The sequence below is a fragment of the Acuticoccus kalidii genome (assembly GCF_021556395.1).
Classification (GTDB): domain Bacteria; phylum Pseudomonadota; class Alphaproteobacteria; order Rhizobiales; family Amorphaceae; genus Acuticoccus; species Acuticoccus kalidii.
The window spans coordinates 169,985-195,843 of the sequence record NZ_JAKGCS010000017.1; the positions used below are offsets into that span (position 1 = coordinate 169,985).

Here is a 25,859-nt window from a genome sequence, read left to right on the forward strand (position 1 = left end):
ACGGAGATGTGCGTGTACAGTTTCAAACACGCCGACGGAGCGCGCTCGTGACTGATGCAACCAACGACGACCTCGTCCTGCCCTTCTCGGTCGACGCGCTCGACGTGCGCGGCCGCGTTGCGCGGCTCGGTCCGGCCCTCGATTCCATTTTGCGGCGACACGATTATCCGCCCGCCGTCTCGCGCCTGCTCGGCGAGGCCGTGATCCTCAACGTCCTCTTCGCCACCGCGCTGAAGATGGAGGGTCGCGTGATCCTCCAGATTCAGTCGAACGGCCCCGTGTCCCTCCTCGTGACCGACTTCACGAGCCCGGAGGGCCTGCGCGGCTATGCGAAGTTCGATGAGGCGGCCATCGCCGCGCTGCCCGACTCGCACACCTTGCAGGATCTCGTCGGCGAGGGCTCGCTCGCCCTCACCGTCGACCCGCGCGCCAATATGCGGCGCTATCAGGGTGTCGTCGCGCTGTCGGGCGAAAGCCTCGAAGAGGTGGCGCTCGCCTATTTCACCCAGTCGGAGCAGATTCCGACGATGGTCCGCCTCGCCGTCGCGGAGACGATCGAGCGCCAGCCGGGTGAGGAGCCGCGCCGCACCTGGCGGGGCGGCGGCGTCACCGTGCAGTTTCTGCCGGAAGCGGCGGACCGGATCGTCGTGCGCGATCTCGACCCCGGCGACGCGCCGGACGGCATCGACGCCGACGACCGGGAGGACGACGACGCCTGGGTGGAGGCCGCCGCTCGCACGCAGAGCGCGATGGACCACGAGCTGGTCGATCCCGGCATCAGCGCCGAGCGCCTGCTGCTGCGACTTTTTCACCAGCGCGACGTTCGGGTCTTCGATCCGTTCACCTTGAGTGCAGACTGCAACTGCTCAACTCATCGCATCAAGACGATGCTCGAGCAGTTCGACGATGGCGACCGTTCCTCCATGGTGGAGGACGGAGTAATCAAGGTGACATGCGAGTTTTGCAACACGCACTACACGTTCGATCCGGAGAAGCTCGAACCGATCGGCGAGCCGCATTGAGGCCCGTCATCGGAAGCGGCGAAGGTCGCTTCCGATGACGCGCGCCCTCCGAATCGGCGCGCAGGCGGTGTTGCCCGCGCTCGTCCTCTTCGGGGCGTTCCTCGCCACCGAACGCCTCGTAAGCACCTCGCCCTATCAAGGCGGCCTGCCGCCACAGGGCGAGGAAACCGTTTACCCCGTCACGGCGAGCGACGCCGCGGTCGACACCAACCGCGCGACGCTTCGCGCGTTCGGCACCATCGTCGCGGCCGAAAGCGCAGAGCTGCGCGTCGCCTCTCCCGGTGAGGTGGTCGACGTCCACGACCGGCTGAAGGTCGGCGAGACCGTCGAGAAGGGCGCCGCGCTCGTCACGATCGACCCCTTCGCCTATGAAGGCGCGCTGCGCGAGGCGCGCGCCCAGCTCGCCGAGGCCGTCGCCGGCCGCGAGGAAGCCGCCGCCCGCATCGCGATGGAGACGAGCGCGCTCGAACGCGCCGAGGAACAGCTCGAACTCGCGACACGCGACCTTTCCCGCGCGCGGCAGCTCGTCTCCTCCGGCAACATTACCGAGAAGGGGGTCGACGATCGCCGCCTTCTCGTCAGCCAGGCGAACCAGACACTCGACCAGCGGCGCTACACGCTGAAGGCGGAGGAAGCCCGGCTCGATCAGCAGATCGCGGCGGTGGAGCGGCTCGAATCGGCCGTCGAGAGCGCCGAGCGGGCGCTGCGCGACACCGTCCTCACCGCCCCATTTACCGCCATTATCCGCGATGAGAGCGCCGCGATCGGCCAGCTTCTCGGCGCGAACGACGTCGCCGTCTCGCTCATCGGGGCCGACGCGGTCGACGTGCGCTTCGTGCTCTCCGACCAGCGCTATGGCCGCCTTCTCGCCGGCGGCTCGTTGATCGGCGCGCCGGTGAGCGTCACGTGGCGGATCGGCGACATCCCGCTCGATTACGAGGCGCACATCACCCGCGTCGGCGCCGACATCGCGAGCGACACCGGCGGCGTCGACGTGTTCGCCCGGCTGGTGACGCCCGAGGGGCGGCCGGTGCCGCGCCCCGGCGCCTTCGTCGAGGTGACGGTGCCGGGCCCGGTCCATCCGGGCTCCGTGCGCCTGCCGGCGACGGCGCTCTATGGCGACGTCGTCTATGTCATCACCGAGGCGGCGCGGTTGAAGGCGGTGCCGGTCCGCCTGCTCGCGCTCGATGATGGCGAGGTGATCCTCTCCGGCGCGGTCGAGACCGGCGATGCCGTGGTCACCACCCGGCTCGCCGAGGTGGGCGAAGGGATCAAGGTGCGCCGTGTCGGTCCGCCGCCCTCGCCGAGCCTTGCCGATCTGACCCCGCCGCCACCGACTTCGCTATCCCCCGCGGCGCCCGTCGAGGAGGCGCCGCAGCGCCGCCCCCGCCGGCAAGAGACCACGCGGGAGCGCTCTTAGTGACGCCCGCTTCGCTGATCGCGCAGTTCGCGAAGCATCCGAACGCCGCCAATCTCCTGATGATCCTGATGCTGGTGCTCGGCTTCTTCGCCGTCACCAACCTCACGACGCGCTTCTGGCCGCCGACCGAGCTCAACGAGATCGAAGTCTCGATCCCCTGGCCGGGCGCGAGCGCGGAGGACGTCAGCAAGAATATCCTGTCCGCCGTCGAGCCGGCGGTGCGCTTTCTCGACGGGGTCGACAACACACGGTCGATCGCGCGCGACGGCTCCGCCTTCACCTCCATCGCCTTCGAGCCGGGCACGGCGATGCAGAAGGCGCTCAACGATGTCGAGCAGGCGGTCGCCGCGATCACCACCCTGCCGGAAGAGGCCGAAACGCCCGTCATCCGGTACGACACGATGCGCGATCCGGTCGGCAAGATCAGCCTGTCCGGCCCGTTCTCCGAGGAGGCGCTGCAGGTCTTCGCGCGCCGCATTCGCGACGACCTCCTCGCGCGCGGGCTCGACAAGATCTCCTTCGGCGGCCTTCGCGAGCGGGAGATCATCGTCGACGCGCGCGAGCACGACCTTCTGCGCCTCGGTCTCACCACCGAGGATATCGCGACGGCGATCCGAACCAACACCGTCGACCGCCCGTCCGGCGTCCTCGACGGGGCGGTCGATCGCCAGGTGCGCGTCGTGTCGGACGAGGAGACGCCGACCGCGATCGCGGCGATCACGGTGAAGGCGCTCGGCAACGGGGAACGGATCCGGATCGGGGACGTCGCGGACGTCTCGGCCGGTTTCGCGCGCGGCTCGATCACCGGGCTGCGGAACGGCAATCCGGCGATCGAGCTCACCGTCGAGCGGGCGCAGACCGCGGATGCGCTGGCGACGGACCGCATCGTGCGCGACTATGTCGACGAGGTGTCGCGTATCCTTCCCGCGAGCCTCACGATCAAGCTCTACGATGTCAGCACCGTGCAGCTCTGGGATCGCATCTCGATGCTGATCACCAATGGCTGGCAGGGGCTCGCCTTCGTTCTCGTCGTGCTCTTCCTGTTTCTCGACGCGCGGATCGCCTTTTGGGTGGCGCTCGGCGTTCCCGTCGCCTTCGCCGGCACGCTCGCCGTGATGCTCGCGACCGGGCAGTCGATCAACATGATCTCATTGTTCGCGCTGATCATGATGCTCGGCGTCATCGTCGACGACGCGATCGTGGTCGGTGAGCACGCCGACACGCTCGCCTCTCGCGGGGTGCCGCCGGAGGAGGCGGCGACGCGCGGCGCGACCGAAATGCTGGTGCCCGTCCTCGCCTCCTCGCTGACGACGATCGCGGCCCTCGCCCCGATCTTTTTGATGCGCGACATTATCGGGCAGATGATGGCGGTGCTCCCGCTCGTCGGGATCGCGATCATCGTCGCCTCGCTGATCGAGTGCTTCTTCGTCCTTCCCGGCCACCTCGCCCATTCCGGGCGCCCGCCATCGGGGCTGGCGATCGGCCGCTTCCTGCGCCTCACGGTCATGGCCGGTATCGGAGCGGCCTTTATCGGGGCTCTCATCAACGCTGGTGCGCATTTCGCGGCCCCTGGCGGCACCGGCCCTCTCGCGCTGTTGCGGCCCGTCCTCGAGCTTCCGGCGAGCCTTCTCGCGGTCGTCGCGATCCTTGTCGGGCTCGCTTTGGCCGGCCTCGTCGAGCGGCGTCTCGCGCGGCGGAGCGGACGCATGGCGCGCCCGTCGCCGCTCCAGCGCTTCAGGACGGCGTTTGATCGGCGCTTCAACGGCTTCCGGGACGGGCTGTTCACCCGCATCGTCGCCGCGAGCTACGCCTTCCGCTACACCACGCTCGCCCTCGCGATCGCGGCGGTGATGATCGTGGTCTACGGGCTCTATCTCGGCGGCGGCCACGTGCGCTTCATCTTCTTCCCCTCCCCCGAGGCCGAATTCGTGATGGCTCGGGTCGAGTTTCAGCCCGGCACGCCGCGCGAGGAGGCGATCGCGGGCGTGCAGGCGATCGAGGCCGCGCTCGAACGGGTCGAGGCCGAGCTCGCGCCGCCGGGAGAAGCGCTCGTCGAGGACGTCTATGCCCTGATCGGCCGCTCCGGCCGCGATCGGGGCGACAATCTCGCCACCATCGCGGTCCAGCTCACCCCATCGGAGACGCGATCGGTGCGAACGCCGCATCTGGTGCGGGCCTGGACCGAGGCGATGCCGCAGCTTTCCGGCCTCAAACGCGCGTCGATCGCCGAGCGGCGCGGCGGCCCGCCGGGGCGCGATATCGACCTCAAGCTCACCGGCGGCGACGCGGCCTCGCTGAAGGCCGCCGCAGCCGACGTGATGGCGGCGATGGAGGACTTTCCGGGCGTCTCGGCCATCACCGACGATCTGCCCTATGGCAAGCCGGAGATCACCATCGCGCTCACCCCCCGCGGCGCAGCGCTCGGCTTCTCGGTCGAGACCATCGGCCGGCAGATCCGCGGCGCGTTCGAGGGCGAGATCGCCCGCCGCCTCGCCCAGGGGGAGGAGGAGGTGCCCGTGCGGGTGCGCCAGCGCGTCGGCGGCGCGCCCGTGCCCTTGGAGGACATCTTCCTGCGCGCCCCGAACGGCACCTTCGTGCCGCTCACCGAGGTCGCCGCGCTGACCGAGCGCAACACCTTCTCGCTCATCCTGCGGCGCGACGGCGTCGTCACCATCGCCGTCACCGCCGATGTCGACCCGGCGGTCGCCTCGCCTCAGGACGTCACGCGCCGGATCGCCGAGGAGATCCTGCCGGGCGTCACCGCCCAATACGATGTGCGCGGCGAGTTCGCCGGACGCGACAGGGAAAGGCGGCGCTCGTTCGAGGATCTGCGTCAGGGGGCCTATCTTGCGATGATCGTGATCTATCTCACGCTCGCGCTGGTGTTCGGCTCTTATTGGCGACCGATCGTGATCATGATGATCATTCCGTTCGGGGCCGTCGGCGCGATCATCGGCCATGTCGCGCTCGGGATGAGCCTGACGATCGTCAGCTTCGTCGGGCTCCTCGGCCTCGCGGGGATCCTCGTCAACGACTCGATCATCCTCGTCAAACGGTTCGACGAGCGGATCGAGGACGGCGAAGACCACGCGGCGGCCGCGGTCGGCGCCAGCGCGGACAGGCTGCGCGCGGTGCTCCTCACGTCGTTGACGACGATTGGCGGGCTGTTCCCGTTGCTGTTCGAAACGTCGATGTCGGCGCAGTTCTTGTTGCCGATGGCGGTGACGATCGTCTTCGGGCTCGCGGCGGCGACGGTGCTCGTCCTCATCCTCGTGCCGACGCTGATCGGCATCGGGTTCGATATCGGGCGCGTCTTCCGCGTTCTGATCGGGGAACGGGCGGACCGGGGGGCGGCGGCGCGTTAGCCCGGCGCGCGGCGCATCAGGCGTGTGGCGGTGCGTGATGTGCGAGGTGGCCGGCGCGCGGGCCGGCCCGGCCAATGCAGAAAAGCGCGCCACGTAATCCCACGTCGCGCGCCACCTTTGCGGTCGCCTCAGATGTCGAGACCGGCGATTTCCGCGGCATAGCGATCCCGGCGGGTGCGGGTGTCTTCGAGGAAGGGGTGGACGGCCAGCGCACGGTCCATCACCTCGACGGCTTCGGCCTTGCGCTCCAGCGTGACGAGAATCATCGCGAAGCCGACGAGGGCGCCCCAATGGCGCGGCTCCCGCTGCAGCACCTGCTCGATATCGGCGACGGCCTGGCCGTAATGCTCCATCATGAAATGGACGGTCGCGCGGCGGTTCCAGCCTTCCGCGAAATCCGGCTGAAGGCGGACGACGCCGTCCAGCAGATCGAGCGCGTCGGCGAAGCGGCGCTCCTTGATGGCGGTGGCCGAGCGCTCCATCAGCAGATCGACGGTCGGACTGCCCGATTGGGACAGACGGCGTACGATATAGGACGCGATCCGGTCCGCCCGACGCTTGGTCTTGGCGTTGGCGAGGCGGCCGTACATCAGATCGAGCCGCGCTTCGCGGCGCTCTTCGGCCGTGTTCGAGGCCGAGTCGCGTCGATCCCCCTTCGCGTTCGCCGCGTCGGAGGTGATGCCCGGCACCGTGGGCACGGAACCGGATTGTTGGGCGCTTACGGGGACGGCAAGCGCGACGAGCAACACGAGTGAGCTTGCAACCTTGATCATAGCCCCATTATGCGGCCGCCCAGCGGGGGCCGTCAAAGGGGTGATGCTGTCGCAAGTGCGTGATCGGCGCGCGGAGTCAGCCCCGCGCAAGCCAAAGCTCAGCCCTGACGCGCCTTATAGCGGGGGGCCTTCTTATTGATGATGTAGACGCGACCCTTGCGACGGACCAGCTTGTTGTTGCGGTCACGCGCCATCAGCGCCTTGAGCGAGTTCTTGATCTTCATGACTGGTCCTGGACGAATACAAACGTCGGCAAACGAAAGAACGGCGCGGAGGGTCCGCGCCGTAAGCACCGTCTATTAGGGAAGTCGGCGGTCGAGTGTCAACCCGTCGCGGCGAGACGGACCGGTTCGCCTTGCTGATCGTGCAACGGCAGCTCCACCTCGACTTCGAGGAGGGAGACTTCGTTACCCCGATCCATCGCCACCTTCACCTTGTCGTGGTCGATCGGCATATGCTTCGCGATCACGGCGAGGATCTCCTCGCGGAGCTGGGCGACGAGGTCGGAGTTTCCGAGCGCGGCACGTTCGTGCGCGAGGATGATCTGAAGCCGCTCGCGCGCCACCGGCGCGGAGGACTTCTTTCGGAAGAGCTCGAGTAGGTTCATGCTGCCTTCCTTGCGAAAATCTTTCCAAACAGGCCCCGACGATCGGTCGGGATCTGGATCTGGACGTCTTCGCCCATCAGTCGGCGCGCGGCATCCGTATAGGCCTTGGAGGCGATCGATGCGGGCGAGCCCAGCGTGACCGGCATGCCAAGGTTAGACGCTTTCAACACGTCTTGGCTTTCCGGCACGACCGCGAGGAGCGGGATCGACAGGATCTCCAGAACGTCATCGACCTTCAGCATCTCGCCACGCTCGGCGCGCGCCGGGTCGTAACGGGTCAGCAGGAGGAACTTGTCGATTCGCTCGTCGTTTTCGGCCTTCATGGTCTTCGAGTCGAGAAGACCGATGATGCGGTCGGAGTCACGCACGGACGAGACTTCGGGGTTGGTGGTGACGATCGCGACGTCGGCATGGCGCATGGCGAGCGTCGCGCCGCGTTCGATACCGGCGGGGCTGTCGCAGAGAATATAGTCGAACTTCTCGCGCATTTCGCCGATCACGCGATCGACGCCGTCTTCGGTGAGGGCGTCTTTGTCGCGCGTCTGAGAGGCGGGAAGCAGCGACAGGGTGTCGATCCGCTTGTCGCGGATCAGCGCCTGATTGAGCTTCGCATCGCCGTTGATGACGTTGATGAGGTCGAACACCACGCGACGCTCGGCCCCCATGACGAGGTCGAGATTGCGCAGACCCACGTCGAAATCGACGATGGCGACATTGGCGCCCGTCTTTGCGAGCGCGGCGCCAAGCGCGGCGGTTGATGTGGTCTTGCCGACGCCCCCCTTGCCGGACGTGACAACCAGGACTTTCGCCATCCGTTCATCCCTTTCCATTGAAGGCGGCCATCTTGAGGGCGTCGCCGTCGAGCCATGCTTGGACGGCGCGGCCCACGAAGCCGCGCTCCAAATCTTCCGCGGTCTTGTAGAGACCGTCGATCGCGACGAGCTCGGCATGCAGCGCCTGCGCGAAGATGCGCGCCTTGCGGTTGCCGTTCGAGCCGGCGATGGCGCGTCCGCGGAGCGCGCCATAAACGTGAATCGAGCCGGCTGCGATCACTTCCGAGCCGGATGCGACGGAACCGATGACGGTGACGTCGCCTTTGAGATTGACCACCGACTGACCCGATCGGATCGGCGCGTCGATGATCAGCGTATCGGGCTCGCTGGGCTCCTCGATCGCCTTCTCGACTGCGGCGATCGCGGCTTCCGCGACGGCGTCGAGATCGGGCTTCGGGACACTGCTTTCCGCCGAATCCGCCTTGTCGGCGGCTGATCCTGCGGTCTCCGCGAGCTGGGCGAGCCCGGCGATTTCCTTGCCGCCGGACAGGATCGGCGGCAAACCGCGCGCATCGGCACCGAGTTCGCCGGGGGCGCGGCCATCGAGCCCCATGATGGTGATGTGCCGCCGCTTCAACTCGGTGATCAGGTGGACGAGCTCCGGCCGCGTCGGCGGCATATGGGAGATGTCCACCACCACGGGCCGTCCGGCGAAAAAGCCCGGACTGCGCCGCGCGAACGTGTCGAAGTCTTCGAGCCACTCGGCCACGGGCGGCTGAGGCGATAGCACGAACGCCATGAAGGAGCGGCCCGTGAACCGGATGGCGCGCTGTGAAGGTGTTGTCTGTTGCACGAGCGTTCAGTCCGGTTCCGCGTAATGACCAATCTCAATACGAACGCGGTGAAGGATTGGTTAACGACTGATTCGTTGCACCCTCTGAGGACGGCCATCCACAGATTCCGGACATAACCGCGGATCGAACCGTCAACCAACCGATCGGACGAAATTTAGCTTTTTGCTTAATATTTTGTTATTACCGCGATCGTTTCGGCGCGATCAGGGTAAGGATCAAAAGAAACGCGGTCCCATCACTTCGGATCGCGTCAGAAATGTGGCGCCGGCGACGCCGGTTTGCCCCCCGAAGACGGCGTCTTCACTTCGCGTCATCATCGGCGAACGCCGTCTATCGCTCGTCTTCCTCGGTGTCGGGGACGGCGCTCGTGTCCTCCTCGACCACCGGGATCGCGTAATGGCCGCCGAGCCATCGGTGTAGATCGACGTCCTTGCACCGCTTCGAGCAGAACGGGCGCGTCGTGATCATCGCCGGCTTGCCGCAGATCGGGCACGGCTTGCCCGTGGAGCCGGGAATATTGTCGTTCTGCGCTCCGCTCATGAGAGGTCGGCCACACCGTCCGCGGGGAGCGACGACGGATCACGCTTGAAGCCGGAGCCGCCCAGAAGGCTCTCGGTCTCGTAGAGCGGCAGTCCGACGACGTTGAAATACGACCCGACGAGCCCGGTGACGAACCCGCCCGCGCGCCCCTGGATCGCGTAACCCCCGGCCTTCCCGTCCCATTCGGCGCTCGCCAGATAGTCGGCGATCTCACGGTCGGAGAGGCGCTTCATCTTGACCCGCGTCTCGACGAGCCGCTCGCGCATCTTCCCGCGCGGCCCCTTCACGACGACGGCGGTCATCACCCGGTGATTGTTGCCGGACAGATTTTTGAGGCACGCCTCGGCGACCTCGAAGGAATCCGCTTTCGGCAGGATGCGCCGGCCGAGACAAACGACGGTGTCGGCCGCGAGCACATAAGTGTTGGTCGGATCGAGCACCTCACGCACCCGGTCCCACGCGACCTCGGCCTTCCGACGCGCGAGGCGCAAGGCATAGGTCTTCGGACGCTCCTTGGTGAGGGGCGTCTCGTCGATGTCGGCAGGAGACAGATGATCCGGTACGTATCCGATCTGCTCTAGAAGCTGGAGCCGCCGTGGCGAACCGGACGCCAGAACGAGAACGGAATTGCCGCGCGCTCGCGCCATCGGCTCACTTGTAACGGTAGGTAATGCGACCCTTGGTGAGGTCGTACGGGGTCATCTCGACCAAGACCTTGTCGCCAGCGAGCACGCGAATGCGGTTCTTGCGCATCCGACCGGCCGTGTGGGCGATGATCTCGTGGTCGTTCTCGAGTTTCACGCGGAATGTCGCGTTGGGCAGGAGTTCGGTCACTTGCCCCGGAAACTCCAATACTTCTTCTTTCGCCATGGGCGCCTTTTGGGTTGGTTGCACACCGGACGTGCGGCCTATGCCGCTATCCATGCAATAAGGTAAGAACTGCGGCAAGAGGTTCCAGTGCCGCGACTAACGCGCAAACCGCTCGCGCACCATCGCATCCAGCGCGTCACGGCAGGAGCGGTAGCTATCCATAATCTGCTCGCGAGACCCATCCGTACCCGACGGGTCGAGCGTTGGCCAGTACTCTACATCGAAGGACTGCGTTCTGGCGAGATCGAGAACGTGATGGTGCGCCTCCGGCGCCAACGTGACGACGAGATCGAACGAGGTGTCGGCGAGCTCGTCCAGCGTGCGCGGCATGCGTTTCGAGATGTCGAGCTCGCGCTCGGCCATCACGGCGGCGGCGAACGGGTCCGGCCGGCCATGCTCGACCCCGGCGGAGCGGATATAGACGGCCGGCGCGTAGATGCGGGCAAAGGCGGCGGCCATCGGCGAGCGGATCGCGTTGTGCCGGCACACGAAGAGCACCGACCCGAGGGGTGTCGTCACGTTCACCCCTTGAAATGAAGCGCGCAGATCAGCGTGAACAGCCGGCGCGCCGTATCGTGATCGACCTCGATCTTGCCTTCGAGCCGCTCGATCAGAAGCCGCGAGCCTTCGTTGTGGACACCCCGCCGGCCCATGTCGATCGCTTCGATCTGCGCCGGCGCCGCCGAGCGGATCGCCGAAAAGTAGCTTTCGCAGATCAAGAAATAATCCTTCACCACCTTTCGCAGCGGCTTCAGCGACAGGATGTGCGTCATGAAGCCCGTGCCGTCTTCGGTCGCGAGATTGAAGACGAGGCGGTTTTCCCGGATCGCCAGATGCAGCCGGTAGGGGCCGGGCGGGCTGTCGAGCGGGCGGAAGTGGTTTTCCTCGAGGAGGTCGTAGACCGCGATCGCCCGTTCGTGCTCGACATCCGGGTTGCCGCGCTCGATCGACGTCTCGTCGAGCGTCACGACGACGAGACGGTCGGGCTTCGGCGTGTCGGTCGGCGCGGGCTCATCGACCATCGGACACGCCGATCAGCCTTCGAGCCGCCGCAGGATCGAGAGGCGGTGCGCGTCGAGCCCTTCGGTGGACGCGAGCTGCATCGCGTGGTCGGCCAACGCCTTGAGCCCCTCGGTCCCGACGCCGAGAAGCGTGGTGCGCTTCATGAAGTCGAGCAGTGAAAGGCCCGAGGAGAAGCGCGCCGAACGGCTCGTCGGCAGGACGTGGTTGGTGCCCGCGACATAATCACCGATCGCCTCGGGCGTCTGCGTGCCGAGGAAGATCGCGCCGGCATGGGTGATCCGTTCGGCGAGAGCGTCCGGGTCGGCGATGGCGAGTTCGAGGTGTTCGGGGGCGAGCCGGTCGACGAGATCGACGGCTTCGTCAAGCTCACCCACCCGGATGATGGCGCCATGCTCGCGCCAGCTCGCGGTGGCAACGTCGCGGCGCGGAAGCTCGACGAGCTGCCGCTCGACCGCATTCGCCACGTCCTCGGCGAGCATCGGATCGTTGGTGATGAGGATCGACTGCGCCGCCTCGTCGTGCTCGGCCTGGGCGAGGAGGTCGGCCGCGATGTGCTCGGGATTCGCGGTGTGATCGGCGACGACGACGACCTCCGACGGACCGGCGACGAGGTCGATCCCGACCGCGCCGAAGACCTGGCGCTTGGCCGAGGCCACGAAGGCGTTGCCCGGCCCCACGATCTTGTCGACGGGGGCGATCGTCTCGGTGCCGTAGGCGAGGGCCGCGATCGCCTGCGCGCCGCCGACGCGGTAAATCTCGGTAACGCCCGCGAGATCGGCGGCCGCGAGCACGATCGGCGCGAGAACGGCATCCGGCGCGGGCACGGTGATGACGATCCGCTCCACACCGGCGACCTTGGCGGGCACCGCGTTCATCAGCACCGAGCTCGGATAGGCCGCAAGGCCACCCGGCACGTAGAGCCCGACCGAGGATAGCGGTGTCCAGCGCCAGCCGAGCGTCGCGCCCGCCTCGTCGACATAACGTGCATCGGCGGGGCGCTGGCGCTCGTGGAAGGCGGCGATGCGATCGCGCGCGAAGGACAGCGCCTCGATCGCCTCGTTCGACACCGCGGCGCGCGCCGCGGCGATTTCCTCGCGCGTCACCCGCATCGGATGCGCGGCGTAATCGAACCGATCGAACCGCTTGGTGTATTCGGCGAGCGCCGCGTCGCCGCGGGCGCGCACGTCGGCGATGATGCCGGCGACAATGTCGGTCACGTCCTGCGAGAGCTCGCGCTGATCGGCGAGGAGCGCGGCGAAGCTGTCGGCGAAGTGGGAGTCGCGGGTATCGAGACGGCGCATCAGCGAGCCTCCTTCCCCAGGCGGTGGTTCGGTCGCATCGACGCGCTCCACGCCGCGCCGAGATCGGTGAGCTGCGTCTCGATGCACTCCACCTCGAGACGGATCGCCGTGTCGCCGGAGCAAACGAGCGTGATCGCCCCGCCCGGCGCTTCGCCCGGATCGAACACGATGGCGAGGATCGAAATCACCGCATCCTTCTCGTTCGGCCCGATCCCGGTGGCGCGCACGCTGCGAACCCGGTCGAAATGGAGCACGGAACGACGGCGCTGGTCGCCCTCGCGGCGGGTCTTGCGCGCGGACGTGCGCTCCCAGGCGAAGCGGTTCATCGGCAGCGAGAACTGGGCCGAGGTCGGCGACCAGCGGATATCGGCCACCTTCACCACGGCGTCCTGCACATGAGCGGAGATGACCGTCAGATCATCGAGATCGAGTGCGTAGAGCTTCAGCGGGCGAATCGTCGACATGGTTGCGGCGTCCGGCGTAGGGGTCGGTTCAGCCTCGCCCTATAACCGGGTTCGGCGCGCGCCGCGAGGGGTCAGCCCGAAACGCGTTCGATCTGCGCCCCGCATCGCGACAATTTCTGCTCGAGGCGCTCGAAACCGCGATCGAGATGATAGATGCGGGAGACTTCCGTCTCGCCTTCGGCGGCCAGCCCCGCGATCACGAGCGAGACCGAGGCGCGAAGGTCCGTCGCCATCACCGGCGCGCCCTTCAGCGACTTGACGCCCTCGATGGTCGCCGTCTGTCCGTTGAGGGAGATATTCGCACCGAGCCGCGCGAGCTCCTGAACGTGCATGAAGCGGTTCTCGAAGATCGTCTCGGTGACGTGGCTGGTGCCCTTGCCGGCCGTCATCAGCGCCATGAACTGCGCCTGAAGGTCGGTCGGGAAGCCCGGATAGGGCGCGGTTTCGGCGTCGACCGCATAGATGCCGTGGCCGTTGCGCTTCACGCGCAGCCCGCGATTGGTGACGGTGATGTCCGCCCCGGCCTCGCGCATCAGCTCGATCGGGCGTTCGAGATGGGTGGGGCTCGCGCCCTCGAGGGTCACATCGCCGCCGGCCATCGCGACCGCAAGGGCGTAGGTGCCCGTCTCGATCCGGTCCGGCATCACCGTGTGACGTGCGCCGCGCAGGCGGGGCACACCCTCGATATAAATGGTCGAGTTGCCGTGTCCCTCGATCTTCGCCCCCATGGCGATGAGGCACTCGGCGAGGTCGGCGATTTCCGGCTCGCAGGCGGCGTTCTCGATCACCGTCTCGCCGCGGGCGAGCGTCGAGGCCATCAGCAGCGTGTGCGTCGCGCCGACCGAGGCCTTGGGCAGGCGCACGCGGTTGCCGATGAGGCCGCCGCGCGCCTTGGCGACGACATAGCCGCGATCGATGTCGATCTCGGCGCCGAGGTCGCGCAGACCGTCGATGAAGAAATCCACAGGACGCGTGCCGATCGCGCAGCCGCCGGGCAGCGAGACGCGCGCCTCGCCCATCCGCGCGAGGAGCGGGCCGATGACCCAGAAGCTCGCCCGCATCTTGGACACGAGGTCATAGGGCGCTGTGGTGTCGACGATCGCACGGGCGAGGAGGTCGACGGTTTGCCCGGCGAGCTGGTCCTGCCCGGAGCGTTTGCCCTGGAAGGAGGTGTCGACGCCGTGATTGGCGAGGATGTGGAAGAGCTGCTGAACGTCGGCGAGGCGCGGGACGTTTTCGAGCGTCAGCGTCTCGTCGGTCAGAAGAGAGGCGATCATCAGCGGCAGGGCCGCGTTCTTCGCGCCCGAAATGGGGATGGTCCCCTCAAGCGGAGCACCGCCCTTGATGCGAATGCGATCCATAGCCCGCCCCCTCAACTCGAAATACGCAGGGGGCAGTCAGAGCGAAACGGGACCGACCCCAGAATATCGAGTCGCTACGAGAGGCTGAGGCCGCAATCAACGACCATCGCGACTCCTCGCCGGAGAGTCCGCCGACATCCCGGAGCCTGCGACATTTAGATCACAACGAAGCTGCCCGGGCCAATGCCGCACGGGATGATCAGGCGCTGACGGAGACGATATAGGGACCGGGCGACTCCCGCCGGCCGTGTGCCCCGATATAGGATGCGACATCTGCTTCCGGCAGCGGCCGGCTATAGAAGTAGCCTTGCAGCTCGTCGTAACCCGCCTCGCGCGCAAACTGACGCTGCGTTTCCGTTTCGATGCCTTCCGCCGTCACATCGAGATCCATGGCGACGCTCATCGCGCTGATTGTCCGCAGAACTTCGCCGACGCGATCGGCTTGGCCCAGCGACATGAAATAGGACCGATCGACCTTCACCTTGTCGAACGGGAACTTCCAGAGATAGCTGAGGCTCGAATAGCCGGTGCCGAAGTCGTCCATGACGAGACGGACACCGAGCTGCTTCAGCTCGCCAAGCTGATGGCCGACTTTCGCCGAATCCTTGATGAGCAGGCTTTCCGTCACTTCGAGAGATAGCCGGCTCCCGTCGAGCCCGCTCTCCTTCAAAGCCGCCGCGACGACCGCAACGACATTGCCTTCGAACTGTTGCGGCGAAAGGTTCACGGAAACGGAAAGCGAAGGGTCCCATTCGGCGGCCACGCGGCACGCTCGCTTCAGCACCCACGCGCCGATGCGCGGCGTAAGACCCATCTCTTCGGCGACCGGAATGAACTTGTCCGGCGGAATGAAGCCACCGTTCTCGTCGGGCAGCCGCAGAAGCGCCTCGAATCCGGACAAGGCTTCGTCGTCGGCGCGATGAATGGGCTGGAAGTTGAGAAGGAAACTCGACGCCTCGACAGCACGGCGAAGCTGAAGCCGCATCATGACACGCGCCCGCTGGATCTCGTCCATGCCCGGCTCGTAGAGAACGGCATGGTCCCGTCCACTCTCCTTCGCCCGATAAAGCGCAATGTCGGCGCACTTCTGGATCATTTCGGGTTCGATTCCGTGATCCGGGAGGATCGCGATGCCGAGGCTCGCGCTAATGCTGACCGGATGATTTTCGACGGTTTCGATCTGCCGGATATCACGGACGATATTCTCGGCAAGAGCCATCGCCTGATCGGCCGAATCGATCGGCTGGAGGATGGCGAACTCGTCTCCACCCAGCCGAGCGAAGGGTTCATCTGCCGACAAATGCGCGAGCGTTCGCCCGGCGATGCAGCGGAGCACCGCATCACCAACGTCGTGGCCGAGCGAATCGTTGATGAACTTGAAGCCGTCGAGGTCGATGAAGTGGACGGCGAAGGTGTCACCCGACAGGCGCGCGCGGCGGGTCGATTCGGAGAGACGGCGCTGGAATTCGTAACGATTGGCGATGCCGGTCAAAGGATCATGATGCGCGAGGAAGTTGATCTGCTCATCCGCCCGCCGCTGCCGAAATAGGAGGAAGGCGACCATGCATGAGGATAGAATTGCCAGCGCGACCAACGCCGAAGTCAAAACGATCGAACCGACCATCTCGTCGCGATAGATCGACCGCATGTGCGTCTCGTCCCGATAAAGCACCGCAGTCCCCGTGGTTCGCCCGTTGGCGGCGACGAAGGGCACCTCTGAACGAACGATAAACCGCGGCTCGTCGCCCGCATCCAGCTTCAGGATCTGCGCCGGACTCCCGTGGGCGGGCAAAGCGGTGAAATATTCGAGCGTTTCGGCCGGAAGCTCCGCGAAGGGATCCTCATGGTTCTCGAAATTGAGAACCATCTCTCCAGCCGCATTCCGAATCTCGATATAGGAGAACCCACCACCGATAACGACGCGCTCGAGCAAGGCACGCTCATCGTCGGAAACCGGGAGGCCGTTCAGCAACCGCGCCGCCGACGATTGGTTCGACAAGAGATGCTCCGCCCAGTTCCGGGCATTCGCGTAGCTCGTTTCCTCCAGCTCGTTATCGACCGAGGATATCGATACGAACACGATCGCGGTATAGAAGGCGAGGACGAGGACGATGGAGAGGAGATTGAGCCCGAGAGCATATCCAATCGAATATCGGATCGAGGTGGGTCGCTCTTCGCGCACAATGGATTCCAATCTACATGACCTCGCAAAAGCGAGAATACGCCGTCTGTCTATCCCCAGGCTTGAGCGATAGATCCTACCTATGCTCACCGGATATTGCGGCTCTTTTGCGGCCAAACACCAGAAGATTAGCAATATTGATGCAGTAATTCTTTCATAAGATTTCACGAATTGCGGAATAGAGTGGAACCATTGAGGTTTGCCTTTGGGCAATTTCGTGAACGGGAAGTCAGGGAGAACGCTCAGCCGGGCGACACCGTGTCGAGTCCACCGCTTGGCCGCCCTTCTTCTGAGATTCCGTGAAATAAATCATCTTCACCGTCACCCCGCCTAGCACAAAGATTTAAACTATATTGACATTCGTGGTCGTCCCTCTCGCCATATTGATAACCTCATGTGCCGCATGCGGTCAGACAGACGCTCAGGCTTGATGTCTCACGCCATCGGCAGGGAGTTTAGATGAATATCTTCGCGTTCGCAGTCGGCACGCGCGGCGATGTCGAGCCATTCCTCGCTATCGCTGCCGCGCTGCAAGATCGGGGTCACTCGGTCCAGCTCGCCGCCCCGGCCGATCAGCGTGATTGGATCGAAAAAGCCGGCATCCGGGCAATCGATATGCCGTTCGAGGCAAAGTCGGTGATGGCCTCGGCCGATATGCAAAAAACCATTTCGAGCGGCCGAAATATCTTCAGTCAGACCAGCGCCATCCTTCCGAAATTGCGGCAAGGCTTTGCCGAAATGCTCCGCCGGGTCCATGACGCGAGCGCCGACGCGGACGTGATCCTGTCGGGCCAGCTCGGTATGAACATCCCGGCCGCCGTCGCCGCGGTTCGGCGGATCCCGTTCCTGCCGACGACCTTCTTTCCGTATCTTCCGACCCACGCCTTCCCGAGCCCCGTGGTCTCGGTCCGCCAGCTCGGCCCCCTCAACCACACGACCTATTCGCTCGTCCTCGGCCAGCTCGCACGCAGCGTGAAGCCGATGATCGACGGCTATCGCACGGCCCACGGCCTGCCGGTCACGCGCAAGCCGTTCACGTTGCGCCTCACCAAGGAGAACCGGCCGGTCGCGATCGCCTGGAGCCGTCATATCGTGCCGATGCCGGACGATTATGGCGCCGGCGCCTTTCAGCCCGGCACCATCGCGACGCCGAGCCCGCTGCGCGATCTCACCGGCACCGCAGCCCCCGGCGATGCGCTTCTCGAGTGGATCGCCAAAGGTCCCGCCCCGGTGTTCATCGGCTTCGGATCGATGCCCGTCGGGGACACGGCCGCGACGCTCGACCTCTTCAAGAACGCGCTGCGCGAGCTCGGCCAACGCGGTGTCCTCGTCGGCGGGTGGTCGGATTTTCCGGAGGGGGAGAGCGACGAACTTTATTGCACGCACACGGTCGACTATGCGCGCCTTCTGCCCTATTGCGCCGCCGCCATCCATCATGGCGGCGCCGGAACGCTGCACTCCAGCGTCGCGGCGGGGGTGCCGACGCTGATCACCTCCTTCGCGGTCGAGCAGCCCTTCTGGGGCGCGCATCTGCGCCGGCTCGGCGTCGGCGATCAGCTTCGCTTCAAGTCATTGACGAAAGACGACGTCGTCACCCGCCTGCGCCCGCTCCTCGGCGAGGACGTCGCCGATCGCGCCCGTCGTCTCGGCGAGAAGGTCAGCGCGGAAGATGGTCTCGGCTCGGTCGTGACCTTCGTGGAGGGAGACCTCCTGAAGACCGATCCCCCGAGCTGAACGACCGCCGCCACCCGGCACCGGCGGATCGCGCCCCCGCTACTCGACGAGAGAGCGGCACGCGTTCGGCATCCGCGCCAAGGTGAGCGGCGGCTTCGGCGCAGCGTTCGGCGACGGCTGGTAGGGCGCGGGAGTGAACCAGTAAGCGAGCTGCTCCCCGCATCCGTCCCCGTCCGGCGGCGGATTTTGCGGCGTGCAGTCGGGCGAGCCGGCCGGACAGGCGAGCCGGACGTGAAAATGCTCGTGATGACCATACCAAGGCCGGATCTTGCCGAGCCAGGGACGCTCGCCGGTCGCCCCGTTCCCGCTCTCGCACAGCGCCCGCTTGATGAGCGGATGAACGAAGATGCGCTCCACCGCCGCATCGCGCGCGGCGCGGCCGAGAAGGGCGGCGAAGGCCGGCGTGAGCCGTTCGGGATCCACATCGTCGGCCTTCGCGTCGAGCACGGTGCGGAAGGGGAAGGTCTCGCGCTCGGCGACGGTGAGGCGCGGCGCCGGCATCTCGCGAAGCCAGATATCGACATCGAGGCCGGTCTGGTGGCTCGCATGTCCGTGCGGCATCGGCCCGCCGCGCGGCTGGCTGAGGTCGCCGACCAAAATGCCGTTGAGGCCGACCTCCCAGGCAGCGACGCCCAAACGCTCGACGAACGCGACGAGATCCGGGTGGCCCCAATTGTGGTTGCGGGAGAGGCGCATCGCCTGCCAGCTCGCGCCGTCCGCGGCCAGCGGCACGGCACCGGCGAGACAGCCGCGCGAATAGGAGCCGATGGCGCGGGGCGGCAGCGTGCTCGCCGGCGTCGCGATTTCGCCGAAGACGGCGCTCGCGAGCGGATCGGCCCGCGCCGGCCCCTGAAGGATCGCCAGCAGCAGAACGACGAGCCCCGTCCGAACGGCGCCGCGTCCGATCGGCCCCGCGAGCCGATCGATGGCCGAGCGCCTTGCCCGCGGCAGGACGGCGCTCCGCGGCCGCGCGCTCATTTCAGCCGCCACACGGTCGTCTTCTTCACGTCCATGTCTTCGAGCGCGAGCGGCACGGTGATCGAATAGGTGACGACCGGCTCGAGCGCCTCGAACGGCAGATAGGTCCGCCGCGGATCGCCGATCAGCACCTCGGCCCCGTCCGCCTGTGCGCGGCGCAGGAAAGCGAAGGCCCGCTCGGCGAGCGGCCGCTCATAGAAGATGTCACCCGCGAGGACGAGATCGGCCTCCGCCGCCTCGCCGAGAATGTCGCCGACGGTCGCGTCGAGGCGGACATTGTTCGCGGCGGCGTTCATCCCGATTGCGGCGATGGCGAAGCGATCGAGTTCGCTCGGCACGACATGGCGCGCCCCGGCGATCGCGGCGGCGATCCCGGCGATGCCGCTGCCCGCACCGAGATCGAGGACGCGGCGGCCCGACGCGATCGCCGCATGATCCAGCACATAGCGGGCGAGCGCCTGCCCGCCGGCCCAGGCGAACGCCCAAAATGGCGCCGGGAGCCCCACCTCGGCGAGCTCTTCCTCGGTCTTGTGCCATAGCGGCATCGCGTCGTCGGCGAGATGAAGTCGGATTTCGGGCACATGCGATGGTGTGCCGAGGACGGTGTTGGCGCGAACAAACTCGGCCGCGTCCATAAGGGCTCAGCTTTTGGAAAGCGCGAGCACTGTCTTCCATTCCGCCTCAGTGACGGGTTGGACGGACAGGCGCATATTCTTCACGAGAGCCATTTCCGCGAGATCCGGATGGGCCTTGACCTCGGCGAGCGTGACGGGGCGCTTCAGCGGCTCGATTGCCGCGATATCGACGCACTCCCACGTCCCCGTGCCGTCGGTGGAGTCGGGGTGCACGGTCTCGATCACCTTGACGATCCCGACGATCTCCTTGGCGTTGACCGAATGATAGAAGAAGCCGCGATCGCCGCGCTTCATCTCGCGCATCTGATTGCGCGCCATGTAATTCCGCACGCCATCCCATTCGGTTCCGCCCGCGCCGGCCGCGACCTGATCGTCCCAGCTCCAGGTGTTGGGTTCCGATTTGAAAAGCCAATACGCCATCATGCCCTCGCCATTCGCTGCTCGCTCTACCCGTTCGGCGCGACCGGCGGAAGAGGGATTGCATGAAACGCGGATCACCGTGCCTCAATTCGAGGCAACTGCTTTTTCTTTAGACAGATGCCGTGTACATGGGACGTGCAATCGCGGCGCTCACGGTTGGCACACGTCTTGTAAAGCGCGTGTGTTGACCGCCGTCGGGCGCCCCGAGCCCGCCGGGGAGACATAGGGAATGCGCATGAAAATTGTGATGGCGATCATCAAGCCCTTCAAGCTGGACGAAGTGCGTGACGCACTCTCGGCCATTGGCGTTGCGGGACTGACGGTGACCGAAGTCAAGGGCTATGGCCGCCAAAAGGGCCATACCGAGGTTTACCGCGGCACCGAATATGCGGTGAGCTTCCTGCCAAAGCTGAAGATTGAAGTGGCCGTGACCACCGAATCGGTTCCGCGTGTGATCGATGCGATCCAGCAAAGCGCGAAAACCGGCCAGATCGGTGACGGAAAAATCTTCGTTTACACGCTCGACACCGCCGTGCGCGTGCGCACCGGCGAGGTAGATGCCGAAGCCCTTTGACTTTTCCTCCTCTCTCGCGGACAGCCTCATGAAGAAACAAATCCTTTGGAAGATCGCCGGAGCGGGCTTCGCGCTTGCGCTCACGGCGACAACGGTTTGGGCGCAGACGGATACGACGACGACCGCGCCTGAATCCCCCGCCGTCACCGCCCCGGAGTCGCCTCCGGCCGCCGAAACGACTGCCCCTGAAGCCGAAGCTCCGGCGACCGAGGCACCGGCGGCCGAAGCCCCCGCGGCGGAAGCGCCCGCAGCGGAAGAGCCGGCGGCCCCGTCGGCAACCGCGGCTGCGCTCGACGAAGCGACGGCGTCCACCTCATTCGTTTTCAACACGCTGCTGTTCCTGATCGGCGGCTTCCTCGTGATGTTCATGGCCGCCGGTTTCGCCATGCTCGAGGCGGGCCTGGTGCGCTCGAAGAACGCGGCGATGCAATGTTTGAAGAACATCGCGCTCTATTCGATCGCGGGCATCATGTTCTGGCTGCTCGGCTACAATCTCATGTACGAGAATGTGAACGTCGCCGACAATATCGCCGAGCTGTCGGGCTACATGGGCACCTGGTCCATGAAGATGATCCCCGAGCCCTCGGCCGATTCGGGTGACTATGCCGCGGCGTCCGACTGGTTCTTCCAGATGGTGTTCTGCGCCACTACCGCGTCGATCGTCTCCGGTACGATCGCCGAGCGCATGCGCCTGTGGCCGTTCCTCATCTTCACGGTCGTTCTGACCGGCATCATCTACCCGATCACCGGCTCCTGGGAATGGGGCGGCGGCTGGCTCGACCAGATGGGCTTCTCCGACTTCGCCGGTTCGACCCTCGTCCACTCGGTCGGCGGCTGGGCGGCTCTCGCCGGTGCGATCGTCGTCGGTGCGCGTCACGGCAAGTTCGGCGAAAACGGCGTGATCCACCCGATGCCGGGTTCCTCGATCCCGCTCGCGACGCTCGGCACGTTCATCCTCTGGCTCGGCTGGTTCGGCTTCAACGGCGCCTCCCAGCTCGCCCTCGGCACGATCGCCGATGCGTCGTCGGTCGCGAAGATCTTCGTCAACACCAACACCGCCGCGGCGGCTGGCGTGATCGTCTGCGTGGTCCTGACCCAGCTCTTCTATCGCAAGGTCGACGTCACGATGGCGCTCAACGGCGCGCTCGCCGGTCTGGTGTCCATCACGGCCGAGCCGCTCACCCCGACCATGGCCCAGGCGGCTCTGATCGGCGGTATCGGTGGCGTGTTCGTCGTGGTCTTCGTTCCGCTGCTCGACAAGATCCGGATCGACGACGTCGTCGGCGCGATCCCGGTTCACCTGGTCTGCGGGATCTGGGGCACGATGATCGTTCCGCTCTCGAACGGGGACGCGACCTATTACGTCCAGTTCATCGGTGTGGTTTCGATCGGTGCGGCCGTGTTCTTCGCGAGCCTCATCGTCTGGCTGATCCTCGCCGCCGTCACGGGTCTGCGCGCAACGCCGGAAGAAGAGGCGATCGGTCTCGATACGACGGAGGTCGGTGTGCACGCCTATCCCGAATTCGGAGCGAGCCGAGCCTAGCGGCGACACGCTCTTCCGAACCTCATGCGCAGGAAAGGCCCGGGTTCGCCCGGGCCTTTTTTCGTATCGGGGGCCATGCCATGCTTGCCTCGACCCTCAAAGGCGCCCGCGCCGCGGAGACCGATGACCCAAGCACCACCGACCACCGCCCCGCAGCCCACGCCTCCGATGGATGAAACCCGCCTTTTCGGCATCAGCGTGATGAAACTCACCCTGACCGAGGTGGTCGATCGCATCATCGCATGGGCCGGCTCGCCGCCGCCGCGGACGGTCATCACCGCCAATCTCGACCATGTCATGAAGTTGCGGACCAACCCGGCGTTCCAGACCGCCTATCGCGAGGCGGACCTCGTGACCGCCGACGGGATGCCCTTCGTCTGGCTCGCCAAACTCGAGGGCGATCCGCTCGAGGAGCGTGTCACCGGCTCAGACCTCATCGAGCCGCTGATGGAGGCGGCCGCCAAGGCGGGCCGGACCGTTTACTTTTTCGGTTCCACCATGGACCGGCTCCGGCGCGCGGAGACCCATCTCACGGCGCGCAATCCTGACCTGCGGATCGCAGGCCTTTACGCCCCGCCCTTCGGCTTCGAGACGGACGAGGCGCTCCATGCCGAGCTCGTCGAGATGTTCCGCGCGGTGCGGCCGGACATCATCGTCGTGGCGCTCGGTGCACCCAAGCAGGAGATCTGGGCGAGCCGCATGGTCAAGGTGCTCGACCATGGCGTCTTTCTCGGGACCGGCGCGGCGCTGGACTTCCTGTCGGACGATGTGCGACGGGCGCCGGCATGGATGCAGCGCACCGGACTCGAGTGGCTCTACCGCGCCCTTTCGGAGCCGAAGCGGCTCGGCAAACGATATCTCCGCATCATCGTCGCCCTCCCCTCGCTCTATCGGATGCACCGGCGCGACCGCGCGACCTGGGATGCGGCCCGCAAAGGTTAGCCACGAAAAAAGCCGCCGCCGGAGGCCCGGCAGCGGCTTTCAGACGTCGGATGCTCGACCGTCGAATGGCCCGGATCAGGGCTTCACGACGATCGGCGGCTGGGGCACCGCATTGCGCAGGCGCATACCCGCGATACCGGCGGCGATGTTGGCGCCGACCTGCCCCTGGAGGGAAACCGGCTGCAGGTTGATCGAGCGATCGAAACCGCCGATCAGCACGTTCGCGCCGACACCCACGCCCGGCGTGACTTCCGCGGTCACACCATAATAATGCCCTTCGAGCGCGCCGGGAGAGAGCTGCGTCGTCGGCGCGAAGACCGCCCAAGCGATCGCGCTACCACCCGTCTCGCCAAGGTCGACGCCGAGCTTGGTGATCGACCCTTCGTAGATTTCCTTCGTACCGCCAACGCCGTCATACTGGCATTGCAGGGTCTTTCGCGAGCCGAGGATCAGCCCGAAGCCGCCGTCGACGTGGCAGGTGAGGAGACCGACACGAATGCCGAAATCGGCCTTCGCCGGCGTCGGCGCCGCGACCCAAATTGCGCTCAGTGCGACGAGCGCCGCCGAGAACAAGCGTAACATCGAGATCCGTCCCTTCAGCTTCCCGTCGTGACCATCACGACAGATTTCCGCAGAATCGTTGAATACGCTGACACGCTTCGTCCAAAGCAGACGTCGCCGTTGCGTACGAAATCCGGAAATGAGGTGCCAATCCGAACGCCGACCCTTGGACAACGGCAACGCCTTCTGTTTCCAAAAGTTCCGTCACAAAGTCTTCATCTGTCTCGATCACTTTGCCTGACGGTGCCTTTCTTCCGATCACGCCCTGGCAGCTCGGATAGACGTAGAAGGCCCCTTCGGGCGTCGGACACTTGATGCCGTACGACTGATTGAGCATCGAAACCACGAGATCCCGCCGCTCGCGGAAGATCGTGTTGTTCGAGGCGATCTGATCCTGCGGGCCGAGAAGCGCCTCGATCGCCGCCCATTGCGAGATCGACGACGGGTTGGACGTCGATTGCGACTGGATCTTCGCCATTGCCTTGATCAAAGGCGTCGGCCCGCCCGCATAGCCGATGCGCCAGCCGGTCATCGCGTAGGCCTTGGAGACACCGTTTACGGTAAGCGTCCGCTCCTTCAACGCCGGCTCGACCTCGGCCACCGTGTGGAAGGTGAATTCGTCGTAGACGAGGTGCTCGTACATGTCGTCGGTCATCACCCAGACATTGGGGTGCTTCACGATCACGTCGGTGAGCGCCTTCAGTTCGGCGTGCGTATAGGCCGCGCCGGACGGGTTGGACGGCGAGTTGAGGATCACCCACTTGGTCTTCGGCGTGATGACGGCGTCGAGCGCCTCGCCGGTGACCTTGAAGTTGTTCTCGAGCTTTGCCTCGACCGGGACGGGGGTGCCGCCGGCGAGAAGCACCATGTCGGGATAGCTGACCCAATAGGGGGCGGGGATCACCACCTCGTCACCGGGATTCAGCGTCGCCATGAGCGCGTTATAGAGGACCTGCTTGCCGCCGGTTCCGACCGAGATTTCCGCCGGCGTATAGACGAGGTTGTTCTCGTTCTTGAACTTCGTGCAGATCGCTTCCTTGAGCTCGGGAATACCGTCGACCGGGGTGTACTTCGTCTTCCCTTCGCGGATGGCGCGGATGCCGGCTTCCTTGACGTGCTCGGGCGTGTCGAAGTCGGGCTCACCGGCGCCGAGGCCGATCACGTCGCGGCCGGCGCGCTTCAGTTCCGCCGCTTTGGTGGTGACGGCGATAGTGGCAGAGGGTTTAACGCGCGACAACGTGTCGGACAGGAAGGCCATGGCTTGGTCCGTTCGGGGCTAGAGCGAGACTAGGGCACCTGATCCATGTCCGGGACAGGGGATGCCCTAGCGCGACGAAGCGCGCCGGGTCGGACCTCCGAAACGGCGCTTTCGCTTCTGGGTTCGCTGCCCTTATCGGTGCATCTCGATCGCCCTGCAAGGCACTCGGCGATCAAAATCGTTCGGCGGACGAATGGGCGCTTCGTCCGCCGTGCAGGAAATCCGCATTCGCCCGGTGAGGCGTCGGGTTTCGGGCCATTCAGCCCCCCGATCCGACCTAGAAGGGGAAGCCGTCGCTCAGCGTGCCTTGATAGCCGTCGAGGATCGGCAGCCGTGACGGATTATAGCTCGCCTCGTTCTCGATCTTCTGCCGGCTCGGGACGGGCACGCCACCGAACGCGGCGAGGTTCGTGAAGCTCGCCGCGCGGCCGGACAGCATCGCAACACCCGGAAGGTTGCGGCCATAGGGCCCGACATAGCCCTGGCCGGCGCCGCCATCGGCATACGGACGCACCGTGATGCTCGGAATATCCTGGGCCGCGGCGGTCCCGATCGATCCAACGAAAAGGGCCAGCGCCATTGCGTACTTCATTCTCTCGTCTCCCGGCGGTCCATCCGCCTCAGTCGGCAGCGCCTCGCCCGCACTGCGTACACGTCCC

The 25,859-nt window shown here is 65.9% G+C and carries 27 protein-coding genes and 1 pseudogene; 8 read left to right on the forward strand and 20 right to left on the reverse strand.

What is annotated here, in order from left to right; translation table 11 throughout:
* Window positions 1-47 precede the first annotated feature (47 nt).
* The 3 genes from L1787_RS10915 to L1787_RS10925 are packed head-to-tail and all read left to right on the forward strand — an operon-like array spanning window position 48 to window position 5,807.
* Window positions 48-1,022, forward strand: a complete 975-nt coding sequence (locus tag L1787_RS10915) for an Hsp33 family molecular chaperone (protein ID WP_235708854.1) — start codon at window positions 48-50, stop codon at window positions 1,020-1,022.
* Between the two features lie 34 nt (window positions 1,023-1,056).
* The gene (locus L1787_RS10920) at window positions 1,057-2,442 is read left to right on the forward strand and encodes an efflux RND transporter periplasmic adaptor subunit (protein WP_235708855.1); all 1,386 of its coding nucleotides are present in this window, start codon (window positions 1,057-1,059) and stop codon (window positions 2,440-2,442) included.
* Entirely contained in the window at window positions 2,442-5,807 is a 3,366-nt protein-coding gene (locus L1787_RS10925) for an efflux RND transporter permease subunit (RefSeq protein ID WP_235708856.1), read from the forward strand. The genes L1787_RS10920 and L1787_RS10925 overlap by 1 nt, the downstream gene beginning before the upstream one ends.
* 128 nt (window positions 5,808-5,935) lie before the next feature.
* Here the strand turns inward: L1787_RS10925 and L1787_RS10930 are convergent, their stop codons facing one another.
* The 14 genes from L1787_RS10930 to L1787_RS10995 all read right to left on the reverse strand — a co-directional run bounded on the left by L1787_RS10930 (window position 5,936) and on the right by L1787_RS10995 (window position 16,567).
* Window positions 5,936-6,580 carry a tetratricopeptide repeat protein gene (locus tag L1787_RS10930; RefSeq protein WP_235708857.1) on the reverse strand — a complete coding sequence of 215 codons (645 nt, stop codon included), beginning with the start codon at window positions 6,578-6,580 and terminating at the stop codon, window positions 5,936-5,938.
* Between the two features lie 98 nt (window positions 6,581-6,678).
* The gene (ykgO, locus tag L1787_RS10935) at window positions 6,679-6,804 is read right to left on the reverse strand and encodes a type B 50S ribosomal protein L36 (protein ID WP_108662046.1); all 126 of its coding nucleotides are present in this window, start codon (window positions 6,802-6,804) and stop codon (window positions 6,679-6,681) included.
* A gap of 98 nt (window positions 6,805-6,902) precedes the next feature.
* The gene (gene minE, locus L1787_RS10940; RefSeq protein ID WP_235708858.1) at window positions 6,903-7,187 is read right to left on the reverse strand and encodes a cell division topological specificity factor MinE; all 285 of its coding nucleotides are present in this window, start codon (window positions 7,185-7,187) and stop codon (window positions 6,903-6,905) included.
* The gene (gene minD, locus L1787_RS10945; protein ID WP_235708859.1) at window positions 7,184-7,999 is read right to left on the reverse strand and encodes a septum site-determining protein MinD; all 816 of its coding nucleotides are present in this window, start codon (window positions 7,997-7,999) and stop codon (window positions 7,184-7,186) included. Before minD ends, minE begins: the two co-directional genes overlap by 4 nt.
* A gap of 4 nt (window positions 8,000-8,003) precedes the next feature.
* Window positions 8,004-8,813 carry a septum site-determining protein MinC gene (gene minC / locus L1787_RS10950; RefSeq protein ID WP_439648276.1) on the reverse strand — a complete coding sequence of 270 codons (810 nt, stop codon included), beginning with the start codon at window positions 8,811-8,813 and terminating at the stop codon, window positions 8,004-8,006.
* Between the two features lie 331 nt (window positions 8,814-9,144).
* Window positions 9,145-9,354, reverse strand: coding sequence for a DNA gyrase inhibitor YacG (gene yacG / locus L1787_RS10955; RefSeq protein ID WP_235708861.1), 210 nt, complete (start codon window positions 9,352-9,354; stop codon window positions 9,145-9,147).
* Complete coding sequence (locus L1787_RS10960; protein WP_235708862.1) at window positions 9,351-10,001, reverse strand: Maf family nucleotide pyrophosphatase; 651 nt, start codon at window positions 9,999-10,001, stop codon at window positions 9,351-9,353. The genes yacG and L1787_RS10960 overlap by 4 nt, the downstream gene beginning before the upstream one ends.
* A 4-nt stretch (window positions 10,002-10,005) precedes the next feature.
* Complete coding sequence (gene infA, locus L1787_RS10965) at window positions 10,006-10,224, reverse strand: translation initiation factor IF-1 (RefSeq protein ID WP_108662039.1); 219 nt, start codon at window positions 10,222-10,224, stop codon at window positions 10,006-10,008.
* 96 nt (window positions 10,225-10,320) lie between these two features.
* A complete protein-coding gene (locus L1787_RS10970; protein ID WP_235708863.1) occupies window positions 10,321-10,743 on the reverse strand; it encodes an arsenate-mycothiol transferase ArsC in 423 nt (140 codons plus the stop codon).
* A gap of 2 nt (window positions 10,744-10,745) precedes the next feature.
* Entirely contained in the window at window positions 10,746-11,246 is a 501-nt protein-coding gene (locus tag L1787_RS10975; protein WP_235708864.1) for a UPF0262 family protein, read from the reverse strand.
* A 12-nt stretch (window positions 11,247-11,258) separates the two neighbouring features.
* On the reverse strand, window positions 11,259-12,548 hold the full coding sequence (hisD, locus tag L1787_RS10980) for a histidinol dehydrogenase (RefSeq protein WP_235708865.1): 1,290 nt from the start codon (window positions 12,546-12,548) through the stop codon (window positions 11,259-11,261).
* Window positions 12,548-13,012 (reverse strand): DUF2948 family protein, encoded by a 465-nt coding sequence (locus L1787_RS10985; protein ID WP_255720436.1) that lies wholly within the window; start codon window positions 13,010-13,012, stop codon window positions 12,548-12,550. Before L1787_RS10985 ends, hisD begins: the two co-directional genes overlap by 1 nt.
* A gap of 71 nt (window positions 13,013-13,083) precedes the next feature.
* A complete protein-coding gene (gene murA, locus L1787_RS10990; RefSeq protein WP_235708866.1) occupies window positions 13,084-14,373 on the reverse strand; it encodes a UDP-N-acetylglucosamine 1-carboxyvinyltransferase in 1,290 nt (429 codons plus the stop codon).
* A 199-nt stretch (window positions 14,374-14,572) separates the two neighbouring features.
* Window positions 14,573-16,567, reverse strand: a complete 1,995-nt coding sequence (locus tag L1787_RS10995) for a putative bifunctional diguanylate cyclase/phosphodiesterase (protein ID WP_235708867.1) — start codon at window positions 16,565-16,567, stop codon at window positions 14,573-14,575.
* 447 nt (window positions 16,568-17,014) lie between these two features.
* Here L1787_RS10995 and L1787_RS26025 point away from each other — a divergent pair.
* Both L1787_RS26025 and L1787_RS11005 read left to right on the forward strand, forming a co-directional pair.
* Window positions 17,015-17,227, forward strand: a pseudogene (locus tag L1787_RS26025) (glycosyltransferase); the annotation flags it as partial.
* 66 nt (window positions 17,228-17,293) lie between these two features.
* Window positions 17,294-18,289, forward strand: a complete 996-nt coding sequence (locus L1787_RS11005) for a glycosyltransferase (protein WP_235708869.1) — start codon at window positions 17,294-17,296, stop codon at window positions 18,287-18,289.
* Window positions 18,290-18,328: 39 nt separating this feature from the next.
* Here L1787_RS11005 and mepA read toward each other — a convergent pair whose 3' ends face one another.
* The 3 genes from mepA to L1787_RS11020 are packed head-to-tail and all read right to left on the reverse strand — an operon-like array spanning window position 18,329 to window position 20,322.
* Window positions 18,329-19,267, reverse strand: coding sequence for a penicillin-insensitive murein endopeptidase (mepA, locus tag L1787_RS11010; protein WP_235708870.1), 939 nt, complete (start codon window positions 19,265-19,267; stop codon window positions 18,329-18,331).
* Window positions 19,264-19,902 (reverse strand): class I SAM-dependent methyltransferase, encoded by a 639-nt coding sequence (locus L1787_RS11015; protein WP_235708871.1) that lies wholly within the window; start codon window positions 19,900-19,902, stop codon window positions 19,264-19,266. Before L1787_RS11015 ends, mepA begins: the two co-directional genes overlap by 4 nt.
* Window positions 19,903-19,908: 6 nt before the next feature.
* The gene (locus L1787_RS11020) at window positions 19,909-20,322 is read right to left on the reverse strand and encodes an EVE domain-containing protein (RefSeq protein ID WP_235708872.1); all 414 of its coding nucleotides are present in this window, start codon (window positions 20,320-20,322) and stop codon (window positions 19,909-19,911) included.
* 235 nt (window positions 20,323-20,557) lie between these two features.
* Here L1787_RS11020 and L1787_RS11025 point away from each other — a divergent pair, with 235 nt between their 5' ends.
* The 3 genes from L1787_RS11025 to L1787_RS11035 all read left to right on the forward strand — a co-directional run bounded on the left by L1787_RS11025 (window position 20,558) and on the right by L1787_RS11035 (window position 23,381).
* A complete protein-coding gene (locus L1787_RS11025; RefSeq protein WP_235708873.1) occupies window positions 20,558-20,896 on the forward strand; it encodes a P-II family nitrogen regulator in 339 nt (112 codons plus the stop codon).
* A gap of 28 nt (window positions 20,897-20,924) precedes the next feature.
* Window positions 20,925-22,439 (forward strand): ammonium transporter, encoded by a 1,515-nt coding sequence (locus tag L1787_RS11030; protein WP_235708874.1) that lies wholly within the window; start codon window positions 20,925-20,927, stop codon window positions 22,437-22,439.
* 123 nt (window positions 22,440-22,562) lie between these two features.
* A complete protein-coding gene (locus L1787_RS11035; protein ID WP_235708875.1) occupies window positions 22,563-23,381 on the forward strand; it encodes a WecB/TagA/CpsF family glycosyltransferase in 819 nt (272 codons plus the stop codon).
* A 75-nt stretch (window positions 23,382-23,456) separates the two neighbouring features.
* Here L1787_RS11035 and L1787_RS11040 read toward each other — a convergent pair whose 3' ends face one another.
* The 3 genes from L1787_RS11040 to L1787_RS11050 form a co-directional block, all read right to left on the reverse strand.
* Window positions 23,457-23,963, reverse strand: a complete 507-nt coding sequence (locus tag L1787_RS11040; RefSeq protein WP_235708876.1) for a DUF992 domain-containing protein — start codon at window positions 23,961-23,963, stop codon at window positions 23,457-23,459.
* A 34-nt stretch (window positions 23,964-23,997) separates the two neighbouring features.
* A complete protein-coding gene (locus L1787_RS11045) occupies window positions 23,998-25,200 on the reverse strand; it encodes a pyridoxal phosphate-dependent aminotransferase (RefSeq protein ID WP_235708877.1) in 1,203 nt (400 codons plus the stop codon).
* A 277-nt stretch (window positions 25,201-25,477) separates the two neighbouring features.
* Window positions 25,478-25,792 (reverse strand): hypothetical protein, encoded by a 315-nt coding sequence (locus L1787_RS11050; protein ID WP_235708878.1) that lies wholly within the window; start codon window positions 25,790-25,792, stop codon window positions 25,478-25,480.
* Window positions 25,793-25,859: the final 67 nt, after the last annotated feature.

Bases quoted from the DNA above. Each gene is read 5' to 3' on its own strand.
- L1787_RS11005 (WP_235708869.1), top strand. From the start codon at position 17,294: ATGCTCCGCCGGGTCCATGACGCGAGCGCCGACGCGGACGTGATCCTG.
- infA (WP_108662039.1), bottom strand. From the start codon at position 10,224: ATGGCGAAAGAAGAAGTATTGGAGTTTCCGGGGCAAGTGACCGAACTC.
- hisD (WP_235708865.1), bottom strand. From the start codon at position 12,548: ATGCGCCGTCTCGATACCCGCGACTCCCACTTCGCCGACAGCTTCGCC.
- L1787_RS11030 (WP_235708874.1), top strand. From the start codon at position 20,925: ATGAAGAAACAAATCCTTTGGAAGATCGCCGGAGCGGGCTTCGCGCTT.
- L1787_RS11025 (WP_235708873.1), top strand. From the start codon at position 20,558: ATGAAAATTGTGATGGCGATCATCAAGCCCTTCAAGCTGGACGAAGTG.
- L1787_RS10920 (WP_235708855.1), top strand. From the start codon at position 1,057: ATGACGCGCGCCCTCCGAATCGGCGCGCAGGCGGTGTTGCCCGCGCTC.
- minD (WP_235708859.1), bottom strand. From the start codon at position 7,999: ATGGCGAAAGTCCTGGTTGTCACGTCCGGCAAGGGGGGCGTCGGCAAG.
- L1787_RS10930 (WP_235708857.1), bottom strand. From the start codon at position 6,580: ATGATCAAGGTTGCAAGCTCACTCGTGTTGCTCGTCGCGCTTGCCGTC.
- L1787_RS11050 (WP_235708878.1), bottom strand. From the start codon at position 25,792: ATGAAGTACGCAATGGCGCTGGCCCTTTTCGTTGGATCGATCGGGACC.
- L1787_RS10975 (WP_235708864.1), bottom strand. From the start codon at position 11,246: ATGGTCGATGAGCCCGCGCCGACCGACACGCCGAAGCCCGACCGTCTC.
- ykgO (WP_108662046.1), bottom strand. From the start codon at position 6,804: ATGAAGATCAAGAACTCGCTCAAGGCGCTGATGGCGCGTGACCGCAAC.
- L1787_RS11045 (WP_235708877.1), bottom strand. From the start codon at position 25,200: ATGGCCTTCCTGTCCGACACGTTGTCGCGCGTTAAACCCTCTGCCACT.
- L1787_RS11035 (WP_235708875.1), top strand. From the start codon at position 22,563: ATGACCCAAGCACCACCGACCACCGCCCCGCAGCCCACGCCTCCGATG.
- minE (WP_235708858.1), bottom strand. From the start codon at position 7,187: ATGAACCTACTCGAGCTCTTCCGAAAGAAGTCCTCCGCGCCGGTGGCG.
- murA (WP_235708866.1), bottom strand. From the start codon at position 14,373: ATGGATCGCATTCGCATCAAGGGCGGTGCTCCGCTTGAGGGGACCATC.
- L1787_RS11040 (WP_235708876.1), bottom strand. From the start codon at position 23,963: ATGTTACGCTTGTTCTCGGCGGCGCTCGTCGCACTGAGCGCAATTTGG.
- mepA (WP_235708870.1), bottom strand. From the start codon at position 19,267: ATGAGCGCGCGGCCGCGGAGCGCCGTCCTGCCGCGGGCAAGGCGCTCG.
- L1787_RS10960 (WP_235708862.1), bottom strand. From the start codon at position 10,001: ATGGCGCGAGCGCGCGGCAATTCCGTTCTCGTTCTGGCGTCCGGTTCG.
- yacG (WP_235708861.1), bottom strand. From the start codon at position 9,354: ATGAGCGGAGCGCAGAACGACAATATTCCCGGCTCCACGGGCAAGCCG.
- L1787_RS11020 (WP_235708872.1), bottom strand. From the start codon at position 20,322: ATGGCGTATTGGCTTTTCAAATCGGAACCCAACACCTGGAGCTGGGAC.
- L1787_RS11015 (WP_235708871.1), bottom strand. From the start codon at position 19,902: ATGGACGCGGCCGAGTTTGTTCGCGCCAACACCGTCCTCGGCACACCA.
- L1787_RS10985 (WP_255720436.1), bottom strand. From the start codon at position 13,012: ATGTCGACGATTCGCCCGCTGAAGCTCTACGCACTCGATCTCGATGAT.